This is a genomic window from Magnetospirillum sp. 15-1, from assembly GCF_900184795.1.
Classification (GTDB): Bacteria; Pseudomonadota; Alphaproteobacteria; order Rhodospirillales; family Magnetospirillaceae; genus Phaeospirillum.
Window position 1 is genome coordinate 86,511 of sequence record NZ_FXXN01000016.1, and the last position, 21,284, is coordinate 107,794.

17 protein-coding genes are annotated in these 21,284 nt (G+C 61.7%); 10 read left to right on the forward strand and 7 right to left on the reverse strand.

Annotated features, from left to right (window positions below; all coding sequences use genetic code 11):
* Positions 1–94: 94 nt before the first annotated feature.
* Both CP958_RS03305 and CP958_RS03310 read right to left on the reverse strand, forming a co-directional pair.
* A complete protein-coding gene (locus CP958_RS03305; RefSeq protein WP_096700580.1) occupies positions 95–607 on the reverse strand; it encodes a hypothetical protein in 513 nt (170 codons plus the stop codon).
* A gap of 148 nt (positions 608–755) precedes the next feature.
* On the reverse strand, positions 756–980 hold the full coding sequence (locus CP958_RS03310; protein WP_096700581.1) for a hypothetical protein: 225 nt from the start codon (positions 978–980) through the stop codon (positions 756–758).
* 232 nt (positions 981–1,212) lie between these two features.
* On the opposite strand from CP958_RS03310, the gene glgB reads away from it, so the two are divergent.
* The 5 genes from glgB to malQ all read left to right on the forward strand — a co-directional run bounded on the left by glgB (position 1,213) and on the right by malQ (position 8,437).
* The gene (gene glgB, locus CP958_RS03315) at positions 1,213–3,405 is read left to right on the forward strand and encodes a 1,4-alpha-glucan branching protein GlgB (RefSeq protein ID WP_096700582.1); all 2,193 of its coding nucleotides are present in this window, start codon (positions 1,213–1,215) and stop codon (positions 3,403–3,405) included.
* A 67-nt stretch (positions 3,406–3,472) separates the two neighbouring features.
* Complete coding sequence (locus CP958_RS03320; RefSeq protein ID WP_096700583.1) at positions 3,473–3,760, forward strand: type II toxin-antitoxin system Phd/YefM family antitoxin; 288 nt, start codon at positions 3,473–3,475, stop codon at positions 3,758–3,760.
* Positions 3,744–4,052 (forward strand): type II toxin-antitoxin system RelE/ParE family toxin, encoded by a 309-nt coding sequence (locus CP958_RS03325; RefSeq protein ID WP_170958820.1) that lies wholly within the window; start codon positions 3,744–3,746, stop codon positions 4,050–4,052. Before CP958_RS03320 ends, CP958_RS03325 begins: the two co-directional genes overlap by 17 nt.
* Positions 4,053–6,248 carry a glycogen debranching protein GlgX gene (gene glgX, locus CP958_RS03330; RefSeq protein ID WP_096700585.1) on the forward strand — a complete coding sequence of 732 codons (2,196 nt, stop codon included), beginning with the start codon at positions 4,053–4,055 and terminating at the stop codon, positions 6,246–6,248. It begins immediately after the preceding gene.
* The gene (gene malQ, locus CP958_RS03335) at positions 6,245–8,437 is read left to right on the forward strand and encodes a 4-alpha-glucanotransferase (protein ID WP_096700586.1); all 2,193 of its coding nucleotides are present in this window, start codon (positions 6,245–6,247) and stop codon (positions 8,435–8,437) included. Before glgX ends, malQ begins: the two co-directional genes overlap by 4 nt.
* Before the next feature lie 25 nt (positions 8,438–8,462).
* Here the strand turns inward: malQ and CP958_RS03340 are convergent, their stop codons facing one another.
* Positions 8,463–8,699, reverse strand: coding sequence for a DUF2798 domain-containing protein (locus tag CP958_RS03340; RefSeq protein ID WP_096700625.1), 237 nt, complete (start codon positions 8,697–8,699; stop codon positions 8,463–8,465).
* Between the two features lie 334 nt (positions 8,700–9,033).
* Here CP958_RS03340 and CP958_RS03345 point away from each other — a divergent pair, with 334 nt between their 5' ends.
* Positions 9,034–11,490: a glycogen/starch/alpha-glucan phosphorylase gene (locus CP958_RS03345; protein ID WP_096700587.1), complete on the forward strand. Its 2,457-nt coding sequence runs from the start codon at positions 9,034–9,036 to the stop codon at positions 11,488–11,490.
* Positions 11,491–11,544: 54 nt separating this feature from the next.
* On the opposite strand, the gene CP958_RS03350 is transcribed toward CP958_RS03345, so the two are convergent.
* Positions 11,545–12,444 carry a TolC family protein gene (locus CP958_RS03350; protein ID WP_242442718.1) on the reverse strand — a complete coding sequence of 300 codons (900 nt, stop codon included), beginning with the start codon at positions 12,442–12,444 and terminating at the stop codon, positions 11,545–11,547.
* Between the two features lie 421 nt (positions 12,445–12,865).
* Here CP958_RS03350 and CP958_RS03355 point away from each other — a divergent pair, with 421 nt between their 5' ends.
* The 4 genes from CP958_RS03355 to CP958_RS03370 all read left to right on the forward strand — a co-directional run bounded on the left by CP958_RS03355 (position 12,866) and on the right by CP958_RS03370 (position 17,666).
* Positions 12,866–13,540 (forward strand): HNH endonuclease signature motif containing protein, encoded by a 675-nt coding sequence (locus CP958_RS03355; RefSeq protein WP_141400399.1) that lies wholly within the window; start codon positions 12,866–12,868, stop codon positions 13,538–13,540.
* A gap of 967 nt (positions 13,541–14,507) precedes the next feature.
* Positions 14,508–15,032: a hypothetical protein gene (locus CP958_RS26615; RefSeq protein WP_242442719.1), complete on the forward strand. Its 525-nt coding sequence runs from the start codon at positions 14,508–14,510 to the stop codon at positions 15,030–15,032.
* 511 nt (positions 15,033–15,543) lie between these two features.
* Positions 15,544–15,819, forward strand: coding sequence for a helix-turn-helix domain-containing protein (locus CP958_RS03365; protein WP_096700589.1), 276 nt, complete (start codon positions 15,544–15,546; stop codon positions 15,817–15,819).
* A 191-nt stretch (positions 15,820–16,010) separates the two neighbouring features.
* Positions 16,011–17,666 (forward strand): DEAD/DEAH box helicase family protein, encoded by a 1,656-nt coding sequence (locus CP958_RS03370; protein WP_141400402.1) that lies wholly within the window; start codon positions 16,011–16,013, stop codon positions 17,664–17,666.
* 208 nt (positions 17,667–17,874) lie between these two features.
* Here CP958_RS03370 and CP958_RS03375 read toward each other — a convergent pair whose 3' ends face one another.
* From CP958_RS03375 to CP958_RS03385, 3 genes are all read right to left on the reverse strand, one after another.
* Positions 17,875–19,563: a DNA cytosine methyltransferase gene (locus tag CP958_RS03375; protein WP_141400400.1), complete on the reverse strand. Its 1,689-nt coding sequence runs from the start codon at positions 19,561–19,563 to the stop codon at positions 17,875–17,877.
* A gap of 126 nt (positions 19,564–19,689) precedes the next feature.
* The gene (locus tag CP958_RS03380) at positions 19,690–20,592 is read right to left on the reverse strand and encodes a TniB family NTP-binding protein (protein WP_096700592.1); all 903 of its coding nucleotides are present in this window, start codon (positions 20,590–20,592) and stop codon (positions 19,690–19,692) included.
* Complete coding sequence (locus tag CP958_RS03385) at positions 20,586–21,257, reverse strand: Mu transposase C-terminal domain-containing protein (protein WP_096700593.1); 672 nt, start codon at positions 21,255–21,257, stop codon at positions 20,586–20,588. The genes CP958_RS03380 and CP958_RS03385 overlap by 7 nt, the downstream gene beginning before the upstream one ends.
* Between the last annotated feature and the right edge of the window lie 27 nt (positions 21,258–21,284).

The window sequence follows — 21,284 nt, forward strand, 5'->3', positions numbered from 1 at the left end:
GGTATGGGTGCCGGCGGCGGTCAGGCCGTTGGCGCATGACAGAGGCCACTCGCCCGTGGGGGCCTTCCCACTCGAAGGCCGGAGGGTGGACCATTTACCCGGCCGGCGGCATCTGGGCGGCACGGCGGCGGACCGCGTTGAAATTGGCGGCGATGATGTCGAAAATCTGCTGGTAGGCCATGACGAAGCCTTCCGGCGAGGGAACCTGTGCCGCGGTGTAGATGTCCGTTTCATGCTCGAACGAGCTGTCGGGATTTTGGATATAGCTGACCCGGCTGTCGACCACGACGGATGATCCGGCCTGGGTTGGTTCGATCAAGAGCTTGAGGTAGCCGGTTCGCCGGAATGCATCCGGGTTCTCACTCTTGATCACCACCTTGGCATTGTCGGCCGACAGGAGGGTGTGGGTGCGGTTACGCTGCTCCCAGGGCTTGATCTGCTCCGAGGCGATCATGGCCCGGAACGAGTTGGCGAAGTAAAGCGCGACATCCGCCGTTTTGGCATCGGGGATTTCCACCATGGGGTAGCGGTGGGGCGGGGCGACCGTGGTGCTGCACGCGCCAACCAGAAACAACAGGCCGAATGCGGCCAGGAAGCGTCCCCACATTTCTCAGCTCCCCCAATCAAAGGCATATTGCTTTATGGGGCGATGCTACTAAGAGGTGCTTGTGCTGTCGATACTGACGAAGGTCTGGTGCAAACGAAAACGCCCCGGCCGCAAGGCCGGGGCGCTTCGAAGTCCGTGACGGACCGGATCAGCTCTGCGAGCCGCCACCGGTCGAGGCCAGATACATCACCAGGCTGGTGAAGACGGCGGTCAGCAGCAGGCCCAGATAGACCGAGAAGCCCAGCGGGCTGTGGGCCGGGCTGGGATCGGCGACGGCGCCGGACAGGGCGCCGAACACGGAAACGGCCAGATACAGAGCGATGACCAGCACGCCGGCCACGGTGAGACCCAGAACCTTCGGAAGGACGCCCATAACACGCTCCATGATTTGCGGTGACGGCCCCGTCGGGCCGTACGAATTGTCTTATCGGCCCTGATCGAGCCGATCCCCTCGACGGGAAGTACTACCAGATTTAGGGGCTTTGCGAAAGCTCCAATGAGACTATTTAAAAACTGGACCGGGAAAACGTGCCCCGTGAAATCGCCCTTTGTCTTTCCGGGCAAAGGCGGTGACACTTGTCGCCTCGACAGGCAGGAGGGGCTTCATGGCCGAAGCGGCAAGACTGATCCGGCCCGGCGATGCCGACGCCATCGCCCAGGGACGCCACGGCGATCCCTTTGCCGTTCTGGGACCCCATCGGGTCAAGGGCGGGACGGTGATCCGCACCTTCCAGCCCCATGCCCAGGACGTTTCGGTCCTCACCGCCAGCGGTGAAACCCCCATGCGGCGGGTCCATCCCGATGGATTGTTCGCGGTCCGCCTGAGTGGCGCTCCGGCCTACCGGCTGCGGCTCCAGTATTACGACGGTGGCGTCGAGGAGTTGGACGACCCCTACCGCTTTCCGCCGGTACTGGGCGATCTGGATGTGCACCTGCTGGCCGAGGGCACCCATCTGCGCACCTTCGAGAAGCTGGGGGCCCAGGTCGGCAGCGTGGACGGGGTGGCCGGCGTGGACTTCGCCGTGTGGGCGCCCAATGCCAGCCGCGTCTCGGTGGTGGGCGATTTCAACGGCTGGGACGGGCGGCGCCACTCCATGCGCCTGCGCCATCAGGCCGGGGTGTGGGAGATCTTCATCCCCGGGCTGGGGCAGGGGTGTCTCTACAAGTACGAGATCGTCGCCTCGGACGGGCGGCTGCTGCCCCTGAAGGCCGACCCCTACGGCCACTTCGCCGAGGTTCCGCCCAAGACCGCCTCGGTGGTGTGGGAGCTGGGCCGCCGCGACTGGCGGGACGGCGAGTGGATGGCGGCGCAAGGAACGCGCAACGACCGCCACGCCCCGGTCAGCATCTACGAGGTGCATCTGGGCTCGTGGCGGCGTGTGCCGGAGGATTCGAACCGCTCGCTCTCCTACCTGGAACTGGCCGACCAACTGGGTGATTACGTCGCCGATCTGGGCTTCACCCATGTGGAGTTCCTGCCCGTTCACGAGCATCCCTTCGGCGGCTCGTGGGGGTATCAGCCGGTGGGGCTGTTCGCGCCGACCTCGCGCTACGGTACGCCCGACGAGTTCCGCACCCTGGTGGAGCGGCTGCATCAGAAGGGCATCGGGGTGATCGTCGACTGGGTGGCCGGACATTTTCCCAACGACCCCCACGGCCTGCACTATTTCGACGGCACCCATCTCTACGAGCACGAGGACCCGCGCCTCGGCGTGCACAAGGACTGGAACACCCAGATCTACAATTACGGCCGCACCGAGGTGGTCAACTACCTCTACGCCAACGCCCTGTACTGGCTGGAGCAGTACCATGTGGACGGCCTCAGGGTGGATGCGGTGGCCTCCATGCTGTACCTCAACTACTCGCGCGAGCCGGGCGAGTGGATTGCCAACCGCCATGGCGGCAACGAGAACCTGGAAGCCATCGAGTTCCTGCGCCGCATGAATCAGGTGGTCTATGCCGAGCATCCCGGCGCCATGACCATCGCCGAGGAATCAACCGCCTGGCCCATGGTGTCGCGCCCCGTCCATCTGGGCGGGCTGGGCTTCGGCTACAAATGGAACATGGGGTGGATGCACGACACGCTCCGCTACTTCAGCAAGGACCCCATCCACCGCCGCTATCACCACGACAGCCTGACCTTCGCCCAGCTCTATGCCTATCACGAGAACTTCGTGTTGCCGCTGTCCCACGACGAGGTGGTGCACGGCAAGGGCTCCATCTTCGGCCGCATGCCGGGCGATCCCTGGCAGCGCTATGCGAACCTGAGGGCCTATTACGGCTTCATGTGGACCCAGCCGGGCAAGAAGCTGCTGTTCATGGGCTCCGAATTCGCCCAGGAGAATGAGTGGAACGTGGATGCCAGCCTGGACTGGCATCTGCTGGGCGACGGGCGGCACGACGGCGTGCGGCGCCTGATCCGTGATCTCAACCGCCTCTATCGCACCGAGCCGGCGCTCCACCAACTGGACAACGAGCAGGCCGGCTTCGCCTGGATCGACTGCAACGACCGCGACAACTCGGTGCTGACCTGGCGGCGCTTGGGCTTCGACCCGAGCGACTTCCTGGTGGTGGCCGGCAATTACACGCCCATGGTGCGGGACTCCTACCGGGTCGGCGTGCCCGAGCCCGGCTGGTACCGCGAACTGCTCAACACCGATTCCGAATGGTACGGCGGCTCCAACATCCATAATGGCGGCGGCGTCCAGGCGGAAGAGGTGCCCTGGCACGGTCACGACTGGTCCATCCGCCTGCGCCTGCCGCCACTGGCCACCTGCGTCTTCAAGCGGGAGAGGTGAGAGCGCTTTACCTGATTGAGGTGATAACGTACCTTTAAAGGTAACTTCATTCGATGGAACTGCTGCCATGGACATCGTCAAGGACATCCAGCCGGTGACGACCTTCCGCAATCACTCGGCCGAGTTCCTCAATCATATCCGCGAGACCGGGCGGCCCCTGATTCTGACCGTCAATGGCAGGGCGGCCGCTGTCTTGCAGGATGCCGAGTCGTATCAGCGCCTGCTCGATATCGCCGCCGAGGCCAACACCCTGGAAGGGGTCCGCCAGGGACGCGAGGATGTGGCGGGCGGGCGGACGGTGCCGGCGGCGGAGGTGTTCGCCGCATTGCGGGCCGAGCATGACATTCCGCGTTGAGGTGGCCGAACGGGCTATCCGCGACCTGCGGCATCTGTACCGGGCCATTGCCGCCGGCCACCTTCCGGCGGCGGCGGAGTGGTTCAATGGACTTGAAGCGAAGATCGCCGGCCTGGCCCATTATCCCGGGCGGGGGGCGCCGGTGCCGGAGGATGCCAGCTTGCGACAATTGCTCTACGGACGGCGGCCGCACGTCTATCGGATAATCTACGATATCGCCGACGCTCGCCGCGTGGTGCATGTCCTCCACATTCGCCATGGCGCCCGCGACGCCATGGCCGATGAGGGCTGAATGACCTCCCGCCGCCGTATCCTGCCCGGCCTGCCGTATCCCCTGGGGGCGACCTGGGACGGCAACGGGGTCAATTTCGCTCTGTTCTCGGCCCATGGCGTGAAGGTGGAGCTGTGTCTGTTCGACCGGCGCGGCCTGCGCGAGGTGGAGCGTGTCGAGTTGCCCGAATACACCGACGAGGTCTGGCACGGCTATCTGCCGGACTGCCGGCCGGGGCAGCTTTACGGCTATCGCGTCCACGGCCCCTACGACCCCAACGAGGGGCATCGCTTCAACGCCCACAAGCTGCTGCTCGACCCCTATGCCAAGGCTTATGTCGGGGGATTCGAGTGGTCGGACAGCCATTTCGGTTTCAGGCCCGGCACGCCCAAGCTGGATTTGGTGGCCGACAAGCGCGACAACGCCCGCTTCATGCCCAAGTGCCGGGTGCTGGACACCGCCTTCACCTGGGGCAATGACCGCCGCCCGAACGTGCCGTGGCCCGAGACCATCGTCTACGAGGCCCATGTGCGCGGCATGACCATGAAGCATCCCGGCGTGACCAACGGCATGCGCGGTACCTTCCTGGGCCTGACCCAGCCGGGGGTGATCGACCATCTGCGGCGCCTGGGCGTGACCACCCTGCAATTGCTGCCCATCCACGCCATGATCGACGAGAAGCATCTGGCCGACCGGGGCTTGCGCAATTACTGGGGCTATAATTCCATCGGCTTTTTCGCCGCCGACCCGCGCTATTACTCGGCCAGCCCGCACGGCGACTTCAAGACCATGATCGGCCGCCTGCACGATTCCGGCATCGAGGTGATTCTCGACGTGGTCTACAACCACACCGCCGAGGGCAACCACCTGGGGCCGACCCTGTCGTTTCGCGGCATCGACAACCTCAGCTATTACCGTCTGGGGCCCGACGGCAAGCGCTGGTACGAGAACTATTCCGGCTGCGGCAACGTGCTCAACCTCGCCCATCCCCGCGTGCTGCAGATGGTGATGGATTCGCTTCGCTACTGGGCCGAGGAAATGCACGTGGACGGCTTCCGTTTCGATCTGGCCGCCGCCCTGGTGCGCGGCAAGGGTGGCTTCGACCATTCCTCGGCCTTTCTCGACGCGGTGCGCCAGGACCCGGTCTTGAGCAAGCTGAAGCTGATCGCCGAGCCCTGGGATCTGGGCGGCGACGGCTATCGGGTCGGGCGCTTTCCCCCCGGCTGGTCCGAGTGGAACGGCCGTTACCGCGATACGGTGCGCCGTTTCTGGACGGGCGAGGGCGGGGTGATCGGCGATCTGGCCTCGCGGCTGACCGGCTCCTCCGACATCTTCGGCTGGGGCGGGCGGCGGCCGTGGGCCAGCCTCAACTTCGTCACCTGCCACGACGGTTTCACCCTCAAGGATCTGGTCACCTTCGAGCGCAAGCACAACGAGGCCAATCTGGAGGGTAACAAGGACGGCACCGACGCCAATTACGCCTGGAATTGCGGCCACGAGGGGGCTTCGCCCTATCCCGAGGTCACCGCGCTCAGGGCACGCCAGAGCCGCAATCTGATGGCCACCCTGCTGCTGTCGCAGGGCGTTCCCATGCTGCTGGCCGGCGACGAGATGGGCCGCTCGCAGAAAGGCAACAACAACGCCTACTGCCAGGACAACGAACTGGGCTGGATGGACTGGTCGCAAGTGGACGAGGACCTGCTGGCCTTCGTCCAGACCCTGATCCGCCTGCGCAAGGACCACCCGGTGTTCCGCCGCCCGCGCTTCTTCGAAGGCAAGCGCCTGCCCAATTCGCCGCTCAAGGATATCGTGTGGATCACGCCCGAGGGCCGCGAGATGGGCCACGCCGATTGGACCACGCCCTTCGCCCGCTCGCTGGGCTTCGTGCTGGGCGGTGAATCCTGCGCCGTGGACAACCTGACCGGCCGCGAAGAGATGGATGATACTTTTCTGGTGCTGCTCAACGCCTATCACGAGGCGGTGCCCTATGTGCTGCCGCCGCCCAGCCTGGGCCGTTCGTGGGAACTGGTGCTCGACACCTTCGATCCCGCCGGGCGGCAGGCCGGCACCCATTGGGCGGCGGGCATCACCTATCCGCTGGGGCAGCGATCGCTCGCGGTGCTGCGTCGTTCGGGCGGCCTGCGCGGCGTGCCGCGCGATGATTCTAGCAGCCCAAGCGGCATGCGGCGGGACGAGAGTGAAGGGGACAAGGAATGAGTGGAAGCGACGCGCTGGACCGTTTGGCGCGCCTGGCGGGAATCGAGGACGGCTGGTGGGATTTCTTCGGCGAGTGGCGGGTGGTGCCGCCCGAGACCAAGCGCGTTTTCCTGGCCGCCATGGGCCTGCCCGCCGACAGTGACGAGCAGGTGTGGGCCAGCCTCAAGGATCTGGAAAGCCGCCCCTGGCGCCGCGCGCTGGAGCCGGTGCTGATGGCCGACGAGCATTCGGCGCCGCCCTCCATCGCCGTCACCCTGCCGGCCGAGGCCGACGAGGTCGAGCATTCCTGGGTGCTGGAAGAGGAACTGGGTATCCGCCATTCCGGCTCTTTCCGTCCCGGCGACCTGCGCTGGGGCGAGGAATACCAGTTGGACGGCCGGCTGATCCATCGCCGCTGGCTGGACCTGCCCGCTTTGCCGCCCTGCGGCTATCACCGCCTGATCCTGTCGGGTCCCAAGGGGCCCCTGGCCGAGATGGCGCTGATCGTCACGCCGCCCCGTGCCTTCGTGCCCGAGGTGGTGGAGCGAGGCGCCGGGGCCTGGGGCATCGCCACCCAGATCTATTCCCTGCGCTCCGAGCGCGACTGGGGCGTGGGCAATTACGGCAATCTGGCCGATCTGGCCGAAGGCGCCGCCAAGTTGGGGGCGGCCTGCGTGGGCATCAATCCGCTGCACGCCCTGTTCCCCGCCGATCCCGAGCGCTTCAGCCCCTATTCGCCGTCATCGCGGCGCTTCCTCAACGTCGCCTATATCGATATCGAGGCCATCCCCGAATTCAGGGAATGCCTGGAAGCCAAGCGCATGTTCGCCTCGCCCGGCTATCAGGCCACCCTGGCGCGGCTGCGCGGCTATTCGCAGATCGAATACCCGGATGTCATGCGTCTGGCCCGGCCCATGCTGGAGGTGCTGAACCGCTGGTTCCGCCGTACCTGCATGGGCGACGACAACCCGCGCGGTCAGGCGTTCCGCGCCTTCCAGGCCGAGCAGGGCGAGGCCGGGCGGCGCTTCGCGGTGTTCGAGGCGCTGCACGACAGGTTCGCGCGCGACGGCAAGGCCTACTGGCGCCAGTGGCCCGAGGAGTATCGCCGGCCGGATTCCCCGGCGGTGGAGGATTTCGTCCTCGAACACGTGGAGCAGGTGGAGTTCTTCCAGTGGCTCCAGTTCATCGCCGATGGGCAACTGGCCGAGGCGCAGGCCAGGGGCAAGGCGGCGGGGGCCGCCATCGGCCTCTATCGCGATCTGGCGGTGGGTATCGCCGGCGACGGGGCCGAGGCCTGGGCGCAGCAGGATTCCCTGGCGCTGGGCGTCTCGGTGGGGGCGCCGCCCGATCCGCTGGCCCTCAAAGGGCAGGACTGGGGGCTGGTGCCGTTCAATCCCGTCACGCTCCGCGAGCATTTCTACGCCCCCTTCACCCAGGTAATGGCCGCCAATATGCGCCATGCCGGGGCGCTGCGCCTGGACCACGCCATGAGTTTGGCGCGGCTCTACTGGGTGCCGCCCGGCCAGCCGGCCGACCAGGGCGCCTATGTGCGCTATCCGGCCGAGGACCTGTTCCGGCTGGTGGCGCTGGAAAGTCAGCGCAACCGCTGCCTGGTGATCGGCGAGGACTTAGGCACCGTGCCCGACGGCTTCCGCGAGCGCATGGACCGCATGGGCATCTTCGCCTACCGGGTGATGGTGTTCGAGAAGCTGGCCGACGGCGCCTTCCGCGCGCCGGAGGATTTCGACGCCCAGGCCCTGGCCATCGCCGCCACCCACGACCTGCCGTCCCTGCGCGGCTGGTGGGCGGGCAAGGATATCGACCGCCGGGAAAAGCTCGACCTCTATCCGCGTGAGGGGCAGGCGGCGGAAGAGCGGGCGGCGCGGGCCGCCGATCGCATCGCCATGGCCGCCGCCCTGGCGGGGCAGGGGCTGTTGCCCGCCGGCTTCCCGGTCTCCCCGGCATTGACCGATACCCAGGCGGTGGCCTTGGCGGCGGCGGCGCATGCCTATCTCGGCCGTTCGGCATCAAGGCTGATGATGGTGCAGATGGAGGATGTTCTGGGCCAGGAACTGCAGATGAACCTGCCCGGCACCACCACCCAGCACCCCAACTGGCGGCTGCGCTACAAGGCCGACACCGCCGCCATCCTGGCCGACCGGCGGATGAGCGATACCGCCGAGGGGCTGAGGGGCAACGGGCGGGGGTGAGCCCCGCCCGGCCGGGTTCCTGCGGTCAGGTTTCCACCACGGCGGAGACCATCCGCCGAACCAGGGGCAGGATACCCAGCAGGACGGGAAAGGCCACCACCCAGGACATGGCCCAGGTGGAGGGCCAGACGGCCAGGAACTGGCTGTCGACGCCGCGCGACTGCAGCACGGCGATGGCCGATACGACGCAGGTCATCAGCAGCGACAGGATCAGCGGCATCACCAGTCCGGCGAAGCGCTTGGGCAGTTTCTTGATTCGCATGGAATGCTCCATCGGCAGGGCTTGGTCGGGCGCATCAACGCGACCCGGCCAGGCGGGTTGCGCGTTGATTGACGTAAACGCTTACGGTCCGGTCGATGAAGCTCGACGGCGGCCCGCATGCTGCCAGCCGGGTGCCGGCCGAGTCAACCGGAACGGCCCATGGGGCGGTGATCGGCGGAGGCCCTGTGTCAGCCTTTCCGCCGCGCCCGGCGGGCGTTGTTCATCCTTTCGATAAATTTCACGGGGATGTACCTATGCCCCGGTATGACCGGCCTTGCCCTTCCCGGATTTTCATGGAGGAATAGAAACGGATGGAACTGGCGGGAAGAGCGGTATGAAGAAGGCGAAGCCCCCCGTGGTGCGGCTGCTGGCCGACGATGTGGAAAGCATCAAGGAGGCCATCGGCAGCCATCTGCTCTATACGGTCGGCAAGGAACCGGTGAACGCCACGGCGCGCGACTGGTTCATGGCCGCCGCCCATACGGTGCGCGACCGGGTGACCGAGCACTGGATGCCGACGCTCAACCGCTATTACCGCGAGGATTCCAAGCGGGTCTATTACCTGTCCATGGAGTTCCTGATCGGTCGCACCCTGGTCAACAGCCTGATCAATCTCGGGCTCTACGACACGGTACGTCAGGCCATCGCCGAGCTGGGCCAGGATTTCGACGAACTGGCCGCCTGGGAGGTGGAGGCGGCGCTGGGCAATGGCGGCCTGGGCCGTCTCGCCGCCTGTCTGCTGGATTCCATGGCGACCATCGGGGTGGCGGGCTTCGGCTACGGCATCCGCTACGATTACGGCATGTTCACCCAGCACGTGGATAACGGCTGGCAGGTGGAAAGCCCGGAGAACTGGCTGCGCTACGGCAATCCGTGGGAATTCCCCCGGCCGGGCGTCATCTTCCCCGTCCGCTTCGGCGGTCGCGTCATCCATTTCCGCGACGTGCTGGGCCATACCCGCTCGCAATGGGTGGATGCCGAGGAAGTGATGGCCATGGCCTTCGACGTGCCGGTTCCCGGCTATGGCGGCAAGGTGGTCAACAATCTGCGCCTGTGGTCGGCCAAGTCGACCCGCGAGTTCGACCTGAAGTACTTCAACGCCGGCAATTACATCGAGGCGGTGCGGGACAAGAACGAGTCCGAGACCCTGTCCAAGGTGCTCTACCCCTCGGACATGACCGACCGGGGCAAGGAGCTGCGCTTCAAGCAGGAATACTTCTTCGTCGCCGCTTCCATCCAGGACATCCTGGCCCGTTTCCGCAAAAGCCATTCCGACTGGACCCTGCTGCCCGAGAAGGTGGCCATCCAGCTCAACGACACCCACCCCGCTTTGGTGGTGGCCGAGCTGATGCGGGTGCTGGTGGACGAGCATCAGATCGAATGGTCCAAGGCCTGGGACCTGGTGCGCGGCTGCTGCGCCTACACCAATCACACCCTGCTGCCCGAGGCGCTGGAAACCTGGTCGACCGATCTGTTCGAGCGGGTGCTGCCCCGTCATCTGGAGATCGTCTACGCCCTCAACCACGAATTCCTGCAGGGCGTGCGCTACCGCCATCCCGGCGATTCCGAACTGCTGCGCCGCGTTTCGCTGATCGCCGAGGGGGCGGAGCGCCGGGTGCGCATGGGCCATCTGGCGGTGATCGGCAGCCACAAGGTCAATGGCGTCGCCGCCATCCATACCGGCCTGATGAAGAGCACCATCTTCTCGGATTTCGAGCATCTGTCGCCCGGCAAGATCACCAACAAGACCAACGGCGTGACGCCCCGGCGCTGGCTGCTGGCGGCCAATCCCGCCCTGTCCGCCCTGATCACCTCCAAGATCGGCGACCGCTGGGTCACCGATCTCGACCAGTTGCACAAGCTGGAACCCCTGGCCGACGATCCGGCGTTCCGCCGGGAATTCGCCGCCGTCAAGCGCGCCAACAAGGAGCGTCTGGCCTCCATGCTGTCGCTGCGTCTCGGCGTCGAGGTGGACGTTGATTCCCTGTTCGACGTGCAGGTCAAGCGTATCCACGAATACAAGCGGCAGCTCCTCAACGTGCTGCACGTCATCACCCGCTACGGCCGCATCCGCTCCAACCCGCTGCTCCATCCGGTGCCGCGTACCGTGCTCATCGGCGGCAAGGCGGCGCCCGGCTACCACATCGCCAAGCTGATCATCAAGCTGGTCAACGACGTGGCCGAGGTGATCAACAACGACCCCCTGGTGGGCGGCAAGCTGAAGCTGGTCTTCGTGCCCAACTACAACGTCTCCACCGCCGAACTGGTGATGCCCGCCGCCGACCTGTCGGAGCAGATCTCCACCGCCGGCACCGAGGCGTCGGGCACCGGCAACATGAAGATGAGCATGAACGGGGCGCTGACCATCGGCACCTGGGACGGCGCCAACGTGGAAATCTGCGAAGAGGTGGGCGAGGAGAACATGTTCCTGTTCGGCCTCTCGGCCCAGGAAGTGGCGCGGCGCCGGGTGGACGGTTATGACGCGGTGGCGGCGGTGAAGGCCGATCCCGACCTGACCTGGGCCCTGGACATGATCGCCGGCGGCTTCTTCTCGCCCGACCAGCCCGACCGCTTCCACCAGTTGGTGGACATCCTGACCAGCGGCGGCGACCACTACCTGCTGTCGGCGGATTTCCCCCTCTACATGGCGGCGCAGGAGCGGGTGGACCAGACCTACCGCGACCCGGAGGACTGGACGCGCAAGGCCATCCTCAACGTGGCGCGCATGGGCAAGTTCTCGTCCGACCGCACGGTGACCGAGTACGCCCGCGAGATATGGGGCGCGCTGTAGGGCTTGGATGAAGCACGGCCGGGACGGCCGCGCTTCATCCGTCGCCGAGAGCGATCAGCGGATGGTCCAGAAGGAATTGTCGGCCGGCTGCTGGGAGGCCACCAGATCGCGCACCCGCTCCATGACGGCGGCGTCGGCGGTCTGCCCGTCGGGCCTGGCGGCCGGTGGCTGGGTGACCGCGGGCTGTGCCGGGGCGGGGGCCGGAGCCGCTGCCTTGACCGGAGAGACCGGGCGGGCGGGCTGGAGCCTGGGCGCCTGATTCCTGGGATAGGTGTACTCCACCGATTTGAGCGGCGAGACGTCCAAGGAATTGGCGGGCTTGGCGCGGCTGAGGTTGTCCACCTCCAGGCGGCCCATGGCGGTCAGCAGCTCGTAGGACGCCTGATACATATCGTAATAGGCGCCGGTGTAGTTGATGCGGGCCTCGTTGATGCGGGTTTCCTCGTCCAGCACCTCGGTAACGGTGGCCTTTCCGGCCTCGCGCTTCTTCATGGTGGCGGCCCAGACCTCTTCGGCCAGGACGGCGGCGTTTTCCAGAAGATCAAGGCGCTGGCGGGCGGTCTGCAGCTTGTGCCAGGCGGTGCGGGCCTGCTCGGCGATCTTGCGGCTGGTGTGGAAGCGGTTGTCCTTGCTGGCCCCGTGGTCCCACGACGCCTGGGCGACGGTGGCGTCGGTCTTGAAGCCGGAGAACAGTTCCCAACTGGCCACCAGCATCAGCGACCAGTCGCGGCGCACGCCGACGGTGGCGTTCTTGCCGTGCTCGTAATCGGCCTTGCCGACCAGATCGAGGGTCGGCCAGTAGCCGGCCTCGGCCAGGTTACGCTTGTCGCTGGTCAGGTCGATGGTGTTGGTCGCCGATTCCAGGATCGGGTTGTCCTTTTCCGCGACGTCCAGCGACTGGTCGATGGTCTCGGGGATCAGGTCCAGGGGGAGGGGCGGATCGGACAGCGCCACCACTGTCGGATTCGGACATAGGTGGGACGGTGACAAGGTCGCGGGCCGTGATTTGAGCCTATAGCCGGGATTGCGCGGTATTCATAAATGGGACCGATCCGAAAAATCCAGCTTTAGGCAGGATCGATTGTTGCCCGATATCACCCATTCTCCGCAGCCCGTTTGCGTGAACGCGCCTTGGCGGGCCTCCCTTGCGTCCCGTTACGGCTTAAGCCGCCCAGAATGGAGCAGCGCGCGCCAGAGCGGCAATCAGTAGTTGATCATTTTTGGTCAACAGCTAACGTATTCTGCGTAGCTGTTGTCAATCGGCATCGCTGCGGTCCTGGCAGGAGGAACAGTGGCTCACCCAACCCAAGCGACAATCAAACGTCTATTCGCCCAATCTGGTGAATTCTGCACGTACCCCTCATGCGGTCGCCAGGTGATTGATCGCACGACGGGAACCGTCATGGTGGAGGTCTGCCACATCAATGCGCGAAGCCCAGGCGGCCCCAGATTTGATCCAACACAGACAGACAAGGACCGGAACGCCTATGACAACCTGATCCTTCTCTGTGGAGACCATCATAAGGAGGTCGACGCTCAGCCAGAGAAACACTCAACCGAAAAGCTGCGCGAGATGAAACGGACCCATGAACGCAGCTTTGGGCGCGATGTACAGGCGGGCGACGCAGCCATCGCCAAAAGGCTCCTGCAGGTGTACGTCCGGAACCTCTCCGTGGAACAGGTATCGGGCGACGTTATCGTCAACGGCGCCAAAACCGTGAACATTCGAACCTCGACCAAGAAAGTGACGATCGCTCCAGCGCCAGGTACTATCGGCGCGGACCAGAAACTGCTCCGCTACATCGACTACCTGATCAGACGATACATCGAATTTGCGGGCAAGGACCCATTCCAGGCCCGCAGCTTTAACCCCGCTAGGTTTCGAAAGAACTTGGAGAGACGGTTCCGGGCTCATTGGAAAAATCTGTCTGTCGAGCGGGCCGATGAGTTGATCAAGTACCTTCAGGAGTGCATCGATAGAACTGGCCTTGCGAAGCTCAACAGGAGTAAAGGGCACCGCTCCTATTCAAACCTCCAAGAATATGAATAATCGCCTCGATCTGGGAGGCAAATTGCGCCTCTAACTGACATCCGAGCCTGCCAACGATTTCACGAGAGCGGATATGGGAAAATCCTCACGCTTCGGACCCAGACGGCCTTCCATGATATGATGGCCACAGATGTATAGGGGGCATAATAATGGTTTGGCTTGAGCGGCGATCCGGCTGGCAAAAAAACCCCCAGGATGCTCGTACACCAGGCGATGTCGATTACGGGCGTGTGATCCACTCCGCTTCGTTCAGGCGGCTACAAGGCAAGACCCAGATCCTCAATCTAGGTGACAGCGACTTCTATCGCACGAGGCTGACACACTCCCTTGAGGGTTGCCCAAATTGCAGCGGGTCTTGGTGCCCAGTTGCTCCACAGTTTCCCTAATCACGATGCGATTGGTTATATTCCAGACCGAAGTATGATACAGGCCGTCGCCTGTACGCACGATCTTGGCCATCCGCCGTTCGGTCACGGTGGGGAGGTTGCGCTGAATTACTGCATGCGGGAGAACGGTGGCTTCGAGGGGAACGGGCAAACTCTTCGCATTCTCTCAAGACTAGAAAAATTCTCAGGCGCCGATGGTGCGGACCTTTCCCGCGAGGCGTTGCTTGGTGTACTGAAATACCCAGTGGCCTATAGTGCCGCTGCAAATCCAAGAATCGTTCCGAGAATGCTTGCCGATACTAGTGGCACCCCGCTGCTTGATCGCAAGGCGTCCAAGCCGCCCAAATGCTACATGGATAGCGAGGCGGACGTTGTTTCCTGGTTGCTTAAGCCGCTTTCTGAAGGGGATAGGTCTCTCTTTCAAGCTAGTGACCCGCAACCGGAGAAGCACGCTAAGGCGCGGCACAAGTCCTTTGCGTGCAGCATTATGGACCTTGCCGATGACATAAGTTTCGGCATCCATGACATGGAGAGATGCACTGGCATTGCGGTTGGTAGACGAAGCTGGGTTCCGCCGGCACGTGACTCCCAAGAAGTGCGAAGGTCTGCTCGACTATCTCAATTCGAACTACGCTGGCAAATATGGAAACGACGTCTACGAAGGTCTTATCGGGCGCATTTTTGCTGATGGTGCCGAGCGAAAGCACCAGATCAACCGTATTCTGAATTTTGTTATCCCCAGCGTAGCAATTATGGAACTTCCAGAATTTGAGGAACCGCGCCTGCGCTTTCGCGCTTACCTCCCTAAGCCGGTCGCACAATTCGTTGAAGCTGTGAAGGACTTCGTTCGTGACGAAGTCATACTATCTCCGAGCGTTCAGCATCTGGAATTCAAAGGACAGATGATGGTGATCTCGGTGTTTGAGGTTTTGAGGTCCGACCCAAAGAGCTTTCTTCCGTCAGATATTTTTGCCAAATATGAGCGTAGTTCTGACCCGCTGCGCGATATCTGCGACTATGTTGCGGGGATGACGGACACCTACCTTTTGAAGACATATGAGCGTCTCTTTGCGCCGAGGATTGGGTCTGTCTTCGACAAGCTTTAACGTGTGCTGCGGGTGCAGTTCGGTCGCTCAGAAGCCTGACTGCCCTGCCCACTATTAGTTCGTCACCGCAATTTTACGCCCGCCCCACACCACACTTAATGCGGAGATGGCGCAATGTCAGAAGCGCTATTGGCCAAGAGCTGCACTTGCAACATTCCACAACACGTTGCATTATACCCCCATTGGTGGAGGGGATGCAAAAGCACGCGCGACTCAAAGAAATCTATGCAGAACTGAGGAGATGCGTCGGCGCAGAGGTATCATCCGGCGATCTGATTCGTCTAGCCCACCATATTTTAGCAGCCTACTCAATTGATGTTGTCGATGATGAAATTGCAGATTCTCCACGCGAGAGTAGATCGTTACGATCTCTCCCGGTTGATATCGCAATGAGAGACGGTGGATGGGCTATATATTTTTTTGAGAATCGCTGCATCCGTAGCATTGATAATTTTACACCAGACAGCCTTGCGCAAATATATCGATATCTTGACAACCTTCTAGGTGAAGAATGGCAAAGGCGAACACCACCGGGATGATTCAGGCAGCTAAGGAACACCTGCTTTCTGGTCTGCCAACGACACGTTTGGAGGCGCTGATTTTGTTCGGCGTGTCCAACCTTCCCGAAGTTGTCTACGAATTACGGCAGGCAGGCTGGGTTATCAAATCGCGCACAATTCCATATGCCACGGCAATGGTCAGAGTAAATAAGTACGCTGTATTGCAGCCACCCGCCAATCTACCAATACGAGAGATTAAAATAACGGAATATTGGGTAGAAAAGTGAGGCGACTATTTACGTTAAGGCAGCGGCTCATATTGGCCCTGATAAGTGGTGGCCGATGTGCAATCTGCAATGAAAGACTGGAAAAGAGCTACCATGCAGACCACGTCATCCCATTTTCACGCAATGGCACAACGACATTACTAAATGGGCAGGCGCTTTGTCCTAGATGCAATCTCCGGAAAGGCGACAAGATGGTAAAATTACGCCCATGGCAAGAAAAGGCTCAAGAAAAGGCCTTGAAATGGCTCGTTGATCAGGGAGACGATAAGCATTTCCTCATTAATGCAGCGCCAGGTGCTGGAAAGACAAAGCTAGCATGCTCTATTGCAAAGACGCTAATTGATAAAAACCTCATCGATCGCGTTATAGTTATTGCACCTCGCGTTGAGGTAGTTAAGCAGTGGACGAAAGATTTTTTCGACATAACATCCCGCTTTATGGGAAAAGTTGCTGGCAGCGAAATTGAAATTGAGTATGACGTTGGCGTTACATGGGCTGCCGTTCAAAATCTTCAGGATGCATTCCAGGCTGTCTGCCGGTCACACCGGACTTTATTGATCTGCGACGAGCATCATCACGCGGCTGTTTCCGCCGCTTGGGGCAATAGCGCCGACTCGGCCTTCGCAGACGCAAAATATGTCCTTGTCCTGACAGGTACGCCGATCCGGTCCGATTCGAAGAAATCGGTCTGGTTGGCATATGACGATCTAGGAGCTATCGACCACCCCGAAGGAGGGATTTACACGCTCTCTTATGGAGAAGCGGTAGATTTTGGGTACTGTCGCCCAGCAACATTTCACCGCCACGAAGGAAAGTTTACGGTAGATCTTGATGATGGTGAAAAGATATTCGTATCAAGTAAGCATCCTGCGGAGCTCACTCCAAATTTGAAGCGAATTCCAGGACTCCAGAGAGCCCTTGATTTCTACAAGCTGGCCTGCGCCCCTCAATACGAAGCGGATAAAACGACTCCAAGACTCGATGGCTACCAGGGAACAATGGTCGAGTGGGCCAGCGCTAAGTTGGCCGATCTTCGGCACCGCATGCCCAACGCGGGTGGATTGGTTATTGCCCCTTCCATTGAAATGGCCAACTACATGGTTAAGCTTATTGAGTTAATGGAAGGGGAGACGCCGACACTTGTTCATAGTCAATTGCCTAACGCTGATAATAGAATAGACAGCTTTCGTCATACGGACAAAAAATGGATTGTCTCTGTCGCCATGATTTCTGAGGGCGTAGATATACATAGGCTGCGCGTTTTAATATATCTTCCTAGTGCACTTACGGAACTTGCTTTCCGGCAGGCTATTGGGCGAGTTGTCAGAACCAACGGGCCAAACGACGATACCAGGGCTTATGTGGTTATGCCCTCATTCGATACATTGGAGACATTCGCCCGGCGCGTGGAAGAGGAGATGCCTCCCCATGCTCTTAAGGACGACGAGAAGCCGAAAACAAAAAAATGTCCATCGTGCACAACCGAAGCGCCGCTCGGAGCAAAATTTTGTGATGTCTGCGGATTTGAATTCCCCAAAGCGCCCCCTAAGTTCAAGCCATGCCCGTCGTGCAGCGGACTTAATCAACTAAGCGCAACCGCTTGCCAGCACTGCGGCACTGTATTTGGGTCTGATTTTAGCCTGAGCCTGGATGAGGCACTAAGAACGGGCGCAATTGTCCGTGGCATGGACATCGAAGAAGAAGACGTCCAAGCAGGAGAAGCTATGGCGGAGAGCGTCAGGAAGGTTGTCATGGCAAGCGGAGACCAAAAACTTATCAATGTTATAAGTCAGCTTCCTGAAGAGAGTTGGGCGCGCCTAAGGAAGTATCTCAGCGAATCGGAATAGACACCTATTGTCAACTGGCAGCCCCGGTCAGGACAAGTACCGATACTTCAACTTTATGCCTTTTAAGCTCCTCATTGGATAGAGATCCAATGAGGAGACCGGCAAGTATCAGAGGGCTTGCACGCCCCCCCCTTCCACGTGTCCGACTACCAAATGCACGCCATGTGGGCGCTGCGTTGCTCCGTTATTAACCTATCTGCCATAGCGCCTATATAGACGACGAGAATGCAAGCTCACCCGGCCGCAGCGCACAGGCGTCCCTCTTGGTACGCACCGCTGCCCGACCCCGATCCGCCAACAATGGGTTCACCACCGAACCGAGCAATAGACCGGACAGAATGAGAGCCGCATTGCGGTGCAGTTTGGCGACGCCAGGAAGGCCACTGGTCGCGTCTCCGTACTCCGCCACAAGTGCGAAATCAATCAGCTTGCAGGCCTGACCCTGGTGAGCACTAATCGCCTCGACGAGGGCGGTCCCAACTTCGTCCAGCATATCAAGCAGCATGAAGGCGCGCGTGCCGCCAGGACCTCGGTGCGCCCAGAGCGCTTGCATATTGGCGATATCGGCTTTGGCAATAAAGGAGCACGCCTTGGAGAGGATGGGCTCGACGGCGATAGCCAGTGCCTCCGGCATTTGCGCCGAGAGACACTTCGCTAAGGCTGCATCGAGACGCAAGCTCTTGATCGCTTTTGAGGTACCGAAGAAAAAGGCCAGCCGCCACTCGACAACGGGCCTGGAGGTGTCATTGCATATCTCGAAGCGGACACCGCTTTTAAGCTGCAGGCTTGGGATCGCGAATTTGAAGGTTCTACTCGCTGGATAGCTTGCGCCAACTCGATCGGGCGGCGTTTCGAGAGGCAAAGGTTTGGGTCGCGTGAGGCCTTGAGCCGCCATTGAAAGGCTTGGCACGGCGCGAGAGCAATGCCCCTGGAGGACGTGTCCCATCAGATAGGAAAAGGCTGGCGGTACGGCGTTGCCGATCATCCGCAGCTTCTGACCATAGTTCGCCCCATAAAATTGAAATGTCACGGGGAAGCCCTGTAGGCTTGCGCGCTCGCGAAGCGTAAGCCGTCGGAAGGCGCCTTCGGGTTCTGCGGCTTGAATGACGATGCTCTCACGAGAGACTCGAGTGCATGTGGCGGTGATCGTGCGTACAGAGCGATCGAGCGGGTCCGGGAAAGGCATTGCGTTGTACACGGTGTGCGTCGTCTTGTTGGCGCAGTTTATCCTGACTTCCTCCTCGCTCAGCGCATCCTCTGCGACATGATCTGTGAGGTCCGAACGCGGGATCGAGAGGCCGAAGAGAGGGTCTACGATTGGGTCCGAGGAGAGCGCCGCAACGATCTCGCCGAGAGTCCGGGGCTGGGCCGCCGCGCGATAGTCTTCGAGCAGATCGATGTCGAAGTTGCCGGCGATGCACCGGCGACGGCGCTGTGGCAGCCCATATTCCGCCATATCGACGATATGCGTGACACAACCCAGATGGCGGAATGCATCGAGCTTCCCGCCCTCTTCTAGCTCTGCCTCGATGATCTTCGCTACGCGCGGTACATTCTCCATTGCCCAGACGCGCGGCTTAAGATGATCGACGATGGCCAGGAACCGCTTGATGTCCTCAAGACCGTCCGCAATGTCTCCGCCACCGCCGCGATTGCTGAAAGAGAATTGCGTGCATGGCGGGCTGCCCACGACAACGTCGATGTCCGTCGGCAAATCTTCAAATGAAAGTCGACGGATGTCGACCGTCTGGGCTTGATGGGAATTGTTCTTGAAATTTGTCTCGTTAGCGGGCCCCCAGTACTCATAGGAGGCGATCACATCGATGCCAGCGAGGCGCAGGCCAAGTGACCACCCCCCTACACCCGAATAGAGATCGATCGCTCGCAATTTGCGCATAATGAGCACCCACCAATATCACTATTACTGGTGCCCATAGAATCTGAAAAGTGCGAGTCTGGCAAGATCTGATGTGCCGTCTCACCTCCTTTTCGGCATTTTAGTCCCGTCGATCAGGCTATCGCATCACCTCGCCGCCCGTCTCCTCTCACTCGGCATCACCCACGGCACCTGATCAAGCGTCCCCATATCGATGATCTCTCGACCGGCATGGATCGCGGTTTCAGCGGCGAGCGCGAGTAGCTTACAGGTCTCTCCGGTCAGCCCCTCCGACATGGCATGAATGCGGCCGATCAACTCTTTCGAGCGGAAATCGCTCTCCTGCCGCAGTTCCAGGCTCTGGGCGTAGCGTGCCACGAACAGGGCGTACTCCCGGCTGACGCTCCAGCGCGGGATGCCGATCGGCTCGAACCGGTTGCCCAATTGCTGGTCGGTCTGGAAGACCCGAACCGCATCCTGGGTGCCCATGGCCACCACAGGGATCTTCAGCTCGTTGCTGAGGCTCTTCAGGCTGTTCAGCACCATGGAGCGCTGATCGACCTTGCCGATCAGGAAGTTGCTCACCTCGTCGAGGATCAGCACCCGGGTGCCGACGGCGGTCAGCAGTTGGAGCAGTTGGTCCCATTTGGCCTGGGGCCGGGCCGTCGATCGGTAGGGGGCGCCCAGTGACCGCAGGATCGCATCGTAGAGGCCGCTGATATCGGCATAGGGCGGGGCATGGGCATAGACCACCGGGCGCTTGCCAAAATCGGGGCTATCTTCCGCCGGGCTGTGGTCGCGGACGAACTTCTGCGCCAGGGCGGTCTTGCCGTTGTTGGTGTCGCTATAGATCAGGCTGCACGGCGGCCGAACCACCTTGGGGTGGTCGTACAGCCAGGCGAAGACGATGCCGAGGATTGCTTCGCCCGCCTCGTACGCGACATAGCGCGGGCTGCGAATGCGGCGGATGCGGCCCTCAAGCTCATCCTGAGGGAAATCCAGCGGCAGCATGGGCGCCGGATTCAGCGCGAACAGATCGGGCGTCACCATTCTTCTACCCCCCTCTTGATCTCGGCATCATCAAAATCGAAGTCGTTGGATGTCGGCCTGGGCTTCGGCGGATCGGCTTCCTGGTTGTTGACCACCAGGGCCAGATGGCCGTCGCGACGTCGCATGGCCTTGGGCTTCGCCTGCGATTCCGCTGGTGGGCGCGGCGGGTCCAGGGTCAGTTCGGCTCGATGCTTGCCGAGTTCTCGCTTCTTGGCCTGCTCACGACGCACGCGCTTGGTCTGGCGGGTTGCCTCGGCGGTGATGCGGTGCATGTCCTCGTAGGCGTCGAAAATCGCCTGCTCGTTCTCGGCGGCCTTGCCCTGGCGGTGCAGCCATGCCTCAACCGCCCGGTAATCCCACAGGGAGATCGATGGCCGGCCGGTGTCGCGGTAGGGAATCTCGACGTAATCATTGAGCATCGGATCGAGGAAGTAGAGTTTGGAGATGTCGGTAGGGTCACGGCGGACCTTGAACTTCCGCCGCCGACGGCCTTCGTCGGTCTTGACCCACTGGGATAGCAGCGGATCGCGGTACCAGATCTTGTCCCAGACGATACCTTCCGACTGAACTGTCCTGGTTCTGAAAGGCAGAAAATCCAGGCGCAACCGCCGAGGGTTGGCGATAGGCTCGGGCAGACCGATACCCCGAAACCGGTCGTTGCCCATGATCCCGTCGTTCCACCGGGCCAGGGG

What these genes read in the sequence shown, in the direction of transcription:
- glgB (WP_096700582.1), top strand. Translation starts at nt 1,213, where the DNA reads ATGGCCGAAGCGGCAAGACTGATCCGGCCCGGCGATGCCGACGCCATC.
- CP958_RS03375 (WP_141400400.1), bottom strand. Translation starts at nt 19,563, where the DNA reads ATGCGCAAATTGCGAGCGATCGATCTCTATTCGGGTGTAGGGGGGTGG.
- CP958_RS03340 (WP_096700625.1), bottom strand. Translation starts at nt 8,699, where the DNA reads ATGCGAATCAAGAAACTGCCCAAGCGCTTCGCCGGACTGGTGATGCCG.
- CP958_RS03370 (WP_141400402.1), top strand. Translation starts at nt 16,011, where the DNA reads ATGGTAAAATTACGCCCATGGCAAGAAAAGGCTCAAGAAAAGGCCTTG.
- CP958_RS03365 (WP_096700589.1), top strand. Translation starts at nt 15,544, where the DNA reads ATGGCAAAGGCGAACACCACCGGGATGATTCAGGCAGCTAAGGAACAC.
- CP958_RS03380 (WP_096700592.1), bottom strand. Translation starts at nt 20,592, where the DNA reads ATGGTGACGCCCGATCTGTTCGCGCTGAATCCGGCGCCCATGCTGCCG.
- CP958_RS03310 (WP_096700581.1), bottom strand. Translation starts at nt 980, where the DNA reads ATGGGCGTCCTTCCGAAGGTTCTGGGTCTCACCGTGGCCGGCGTGCTG.
- CP958_RS03325 (WP_170958820.1), top strand. Translation starts at nt 3,744, where the DNA reads ATGACATTCCGCGTTGAGGTGGCCGAACGGGCTATCCGCGACCTGCGG.
- CP958_RS03320 (WP_096700583.1), top strand. Translation starts at nt 3,473, where the DNA reads ATGGACATCGTCAAGGACATCCAGCCGGTGACGACCTTCCGCAATCAC.
- CP958_RS03385 (WP_096700593.1), bottom strand. Translation starts at nt 21,257, where the DNA reads ATGGGCAACGACCGGTTTCGGGGTATCGGTCTGCCCGAGCCTATCGCC.
- CP958_RS03345 (WP_096700587.1), top strand. Translation starts at nt 9,034, where the DNA reads ATGAAGAAGGCGAAGCCCCCCGTGGTGCGGCTGCTGGCCGACGATGTG.
- glgX (WP_096700585.1), top strand. Translation starts at nt 4,053, where the DNA reads ATGACCTCCCGCCGCCGTATCCTGCCCGGCCTGCCGTATCCCCTGGGG.
- malQ (WP_096700586.1), top strand. Translation starts at nt 6,245, where the DNA reads ATGAGTGGAAGCGACGCGCTGGACCGTTTGGCGCGCCTGGCGGGAATC.
- CP958_RS03305 (WP_096700580.1), bottom strand. Translation starts at nt 607, where the DNA reads ATGTGGGGACGCTTCCTGGCCGCATTCGGCCTGTTGTTTCTGGTTGGC.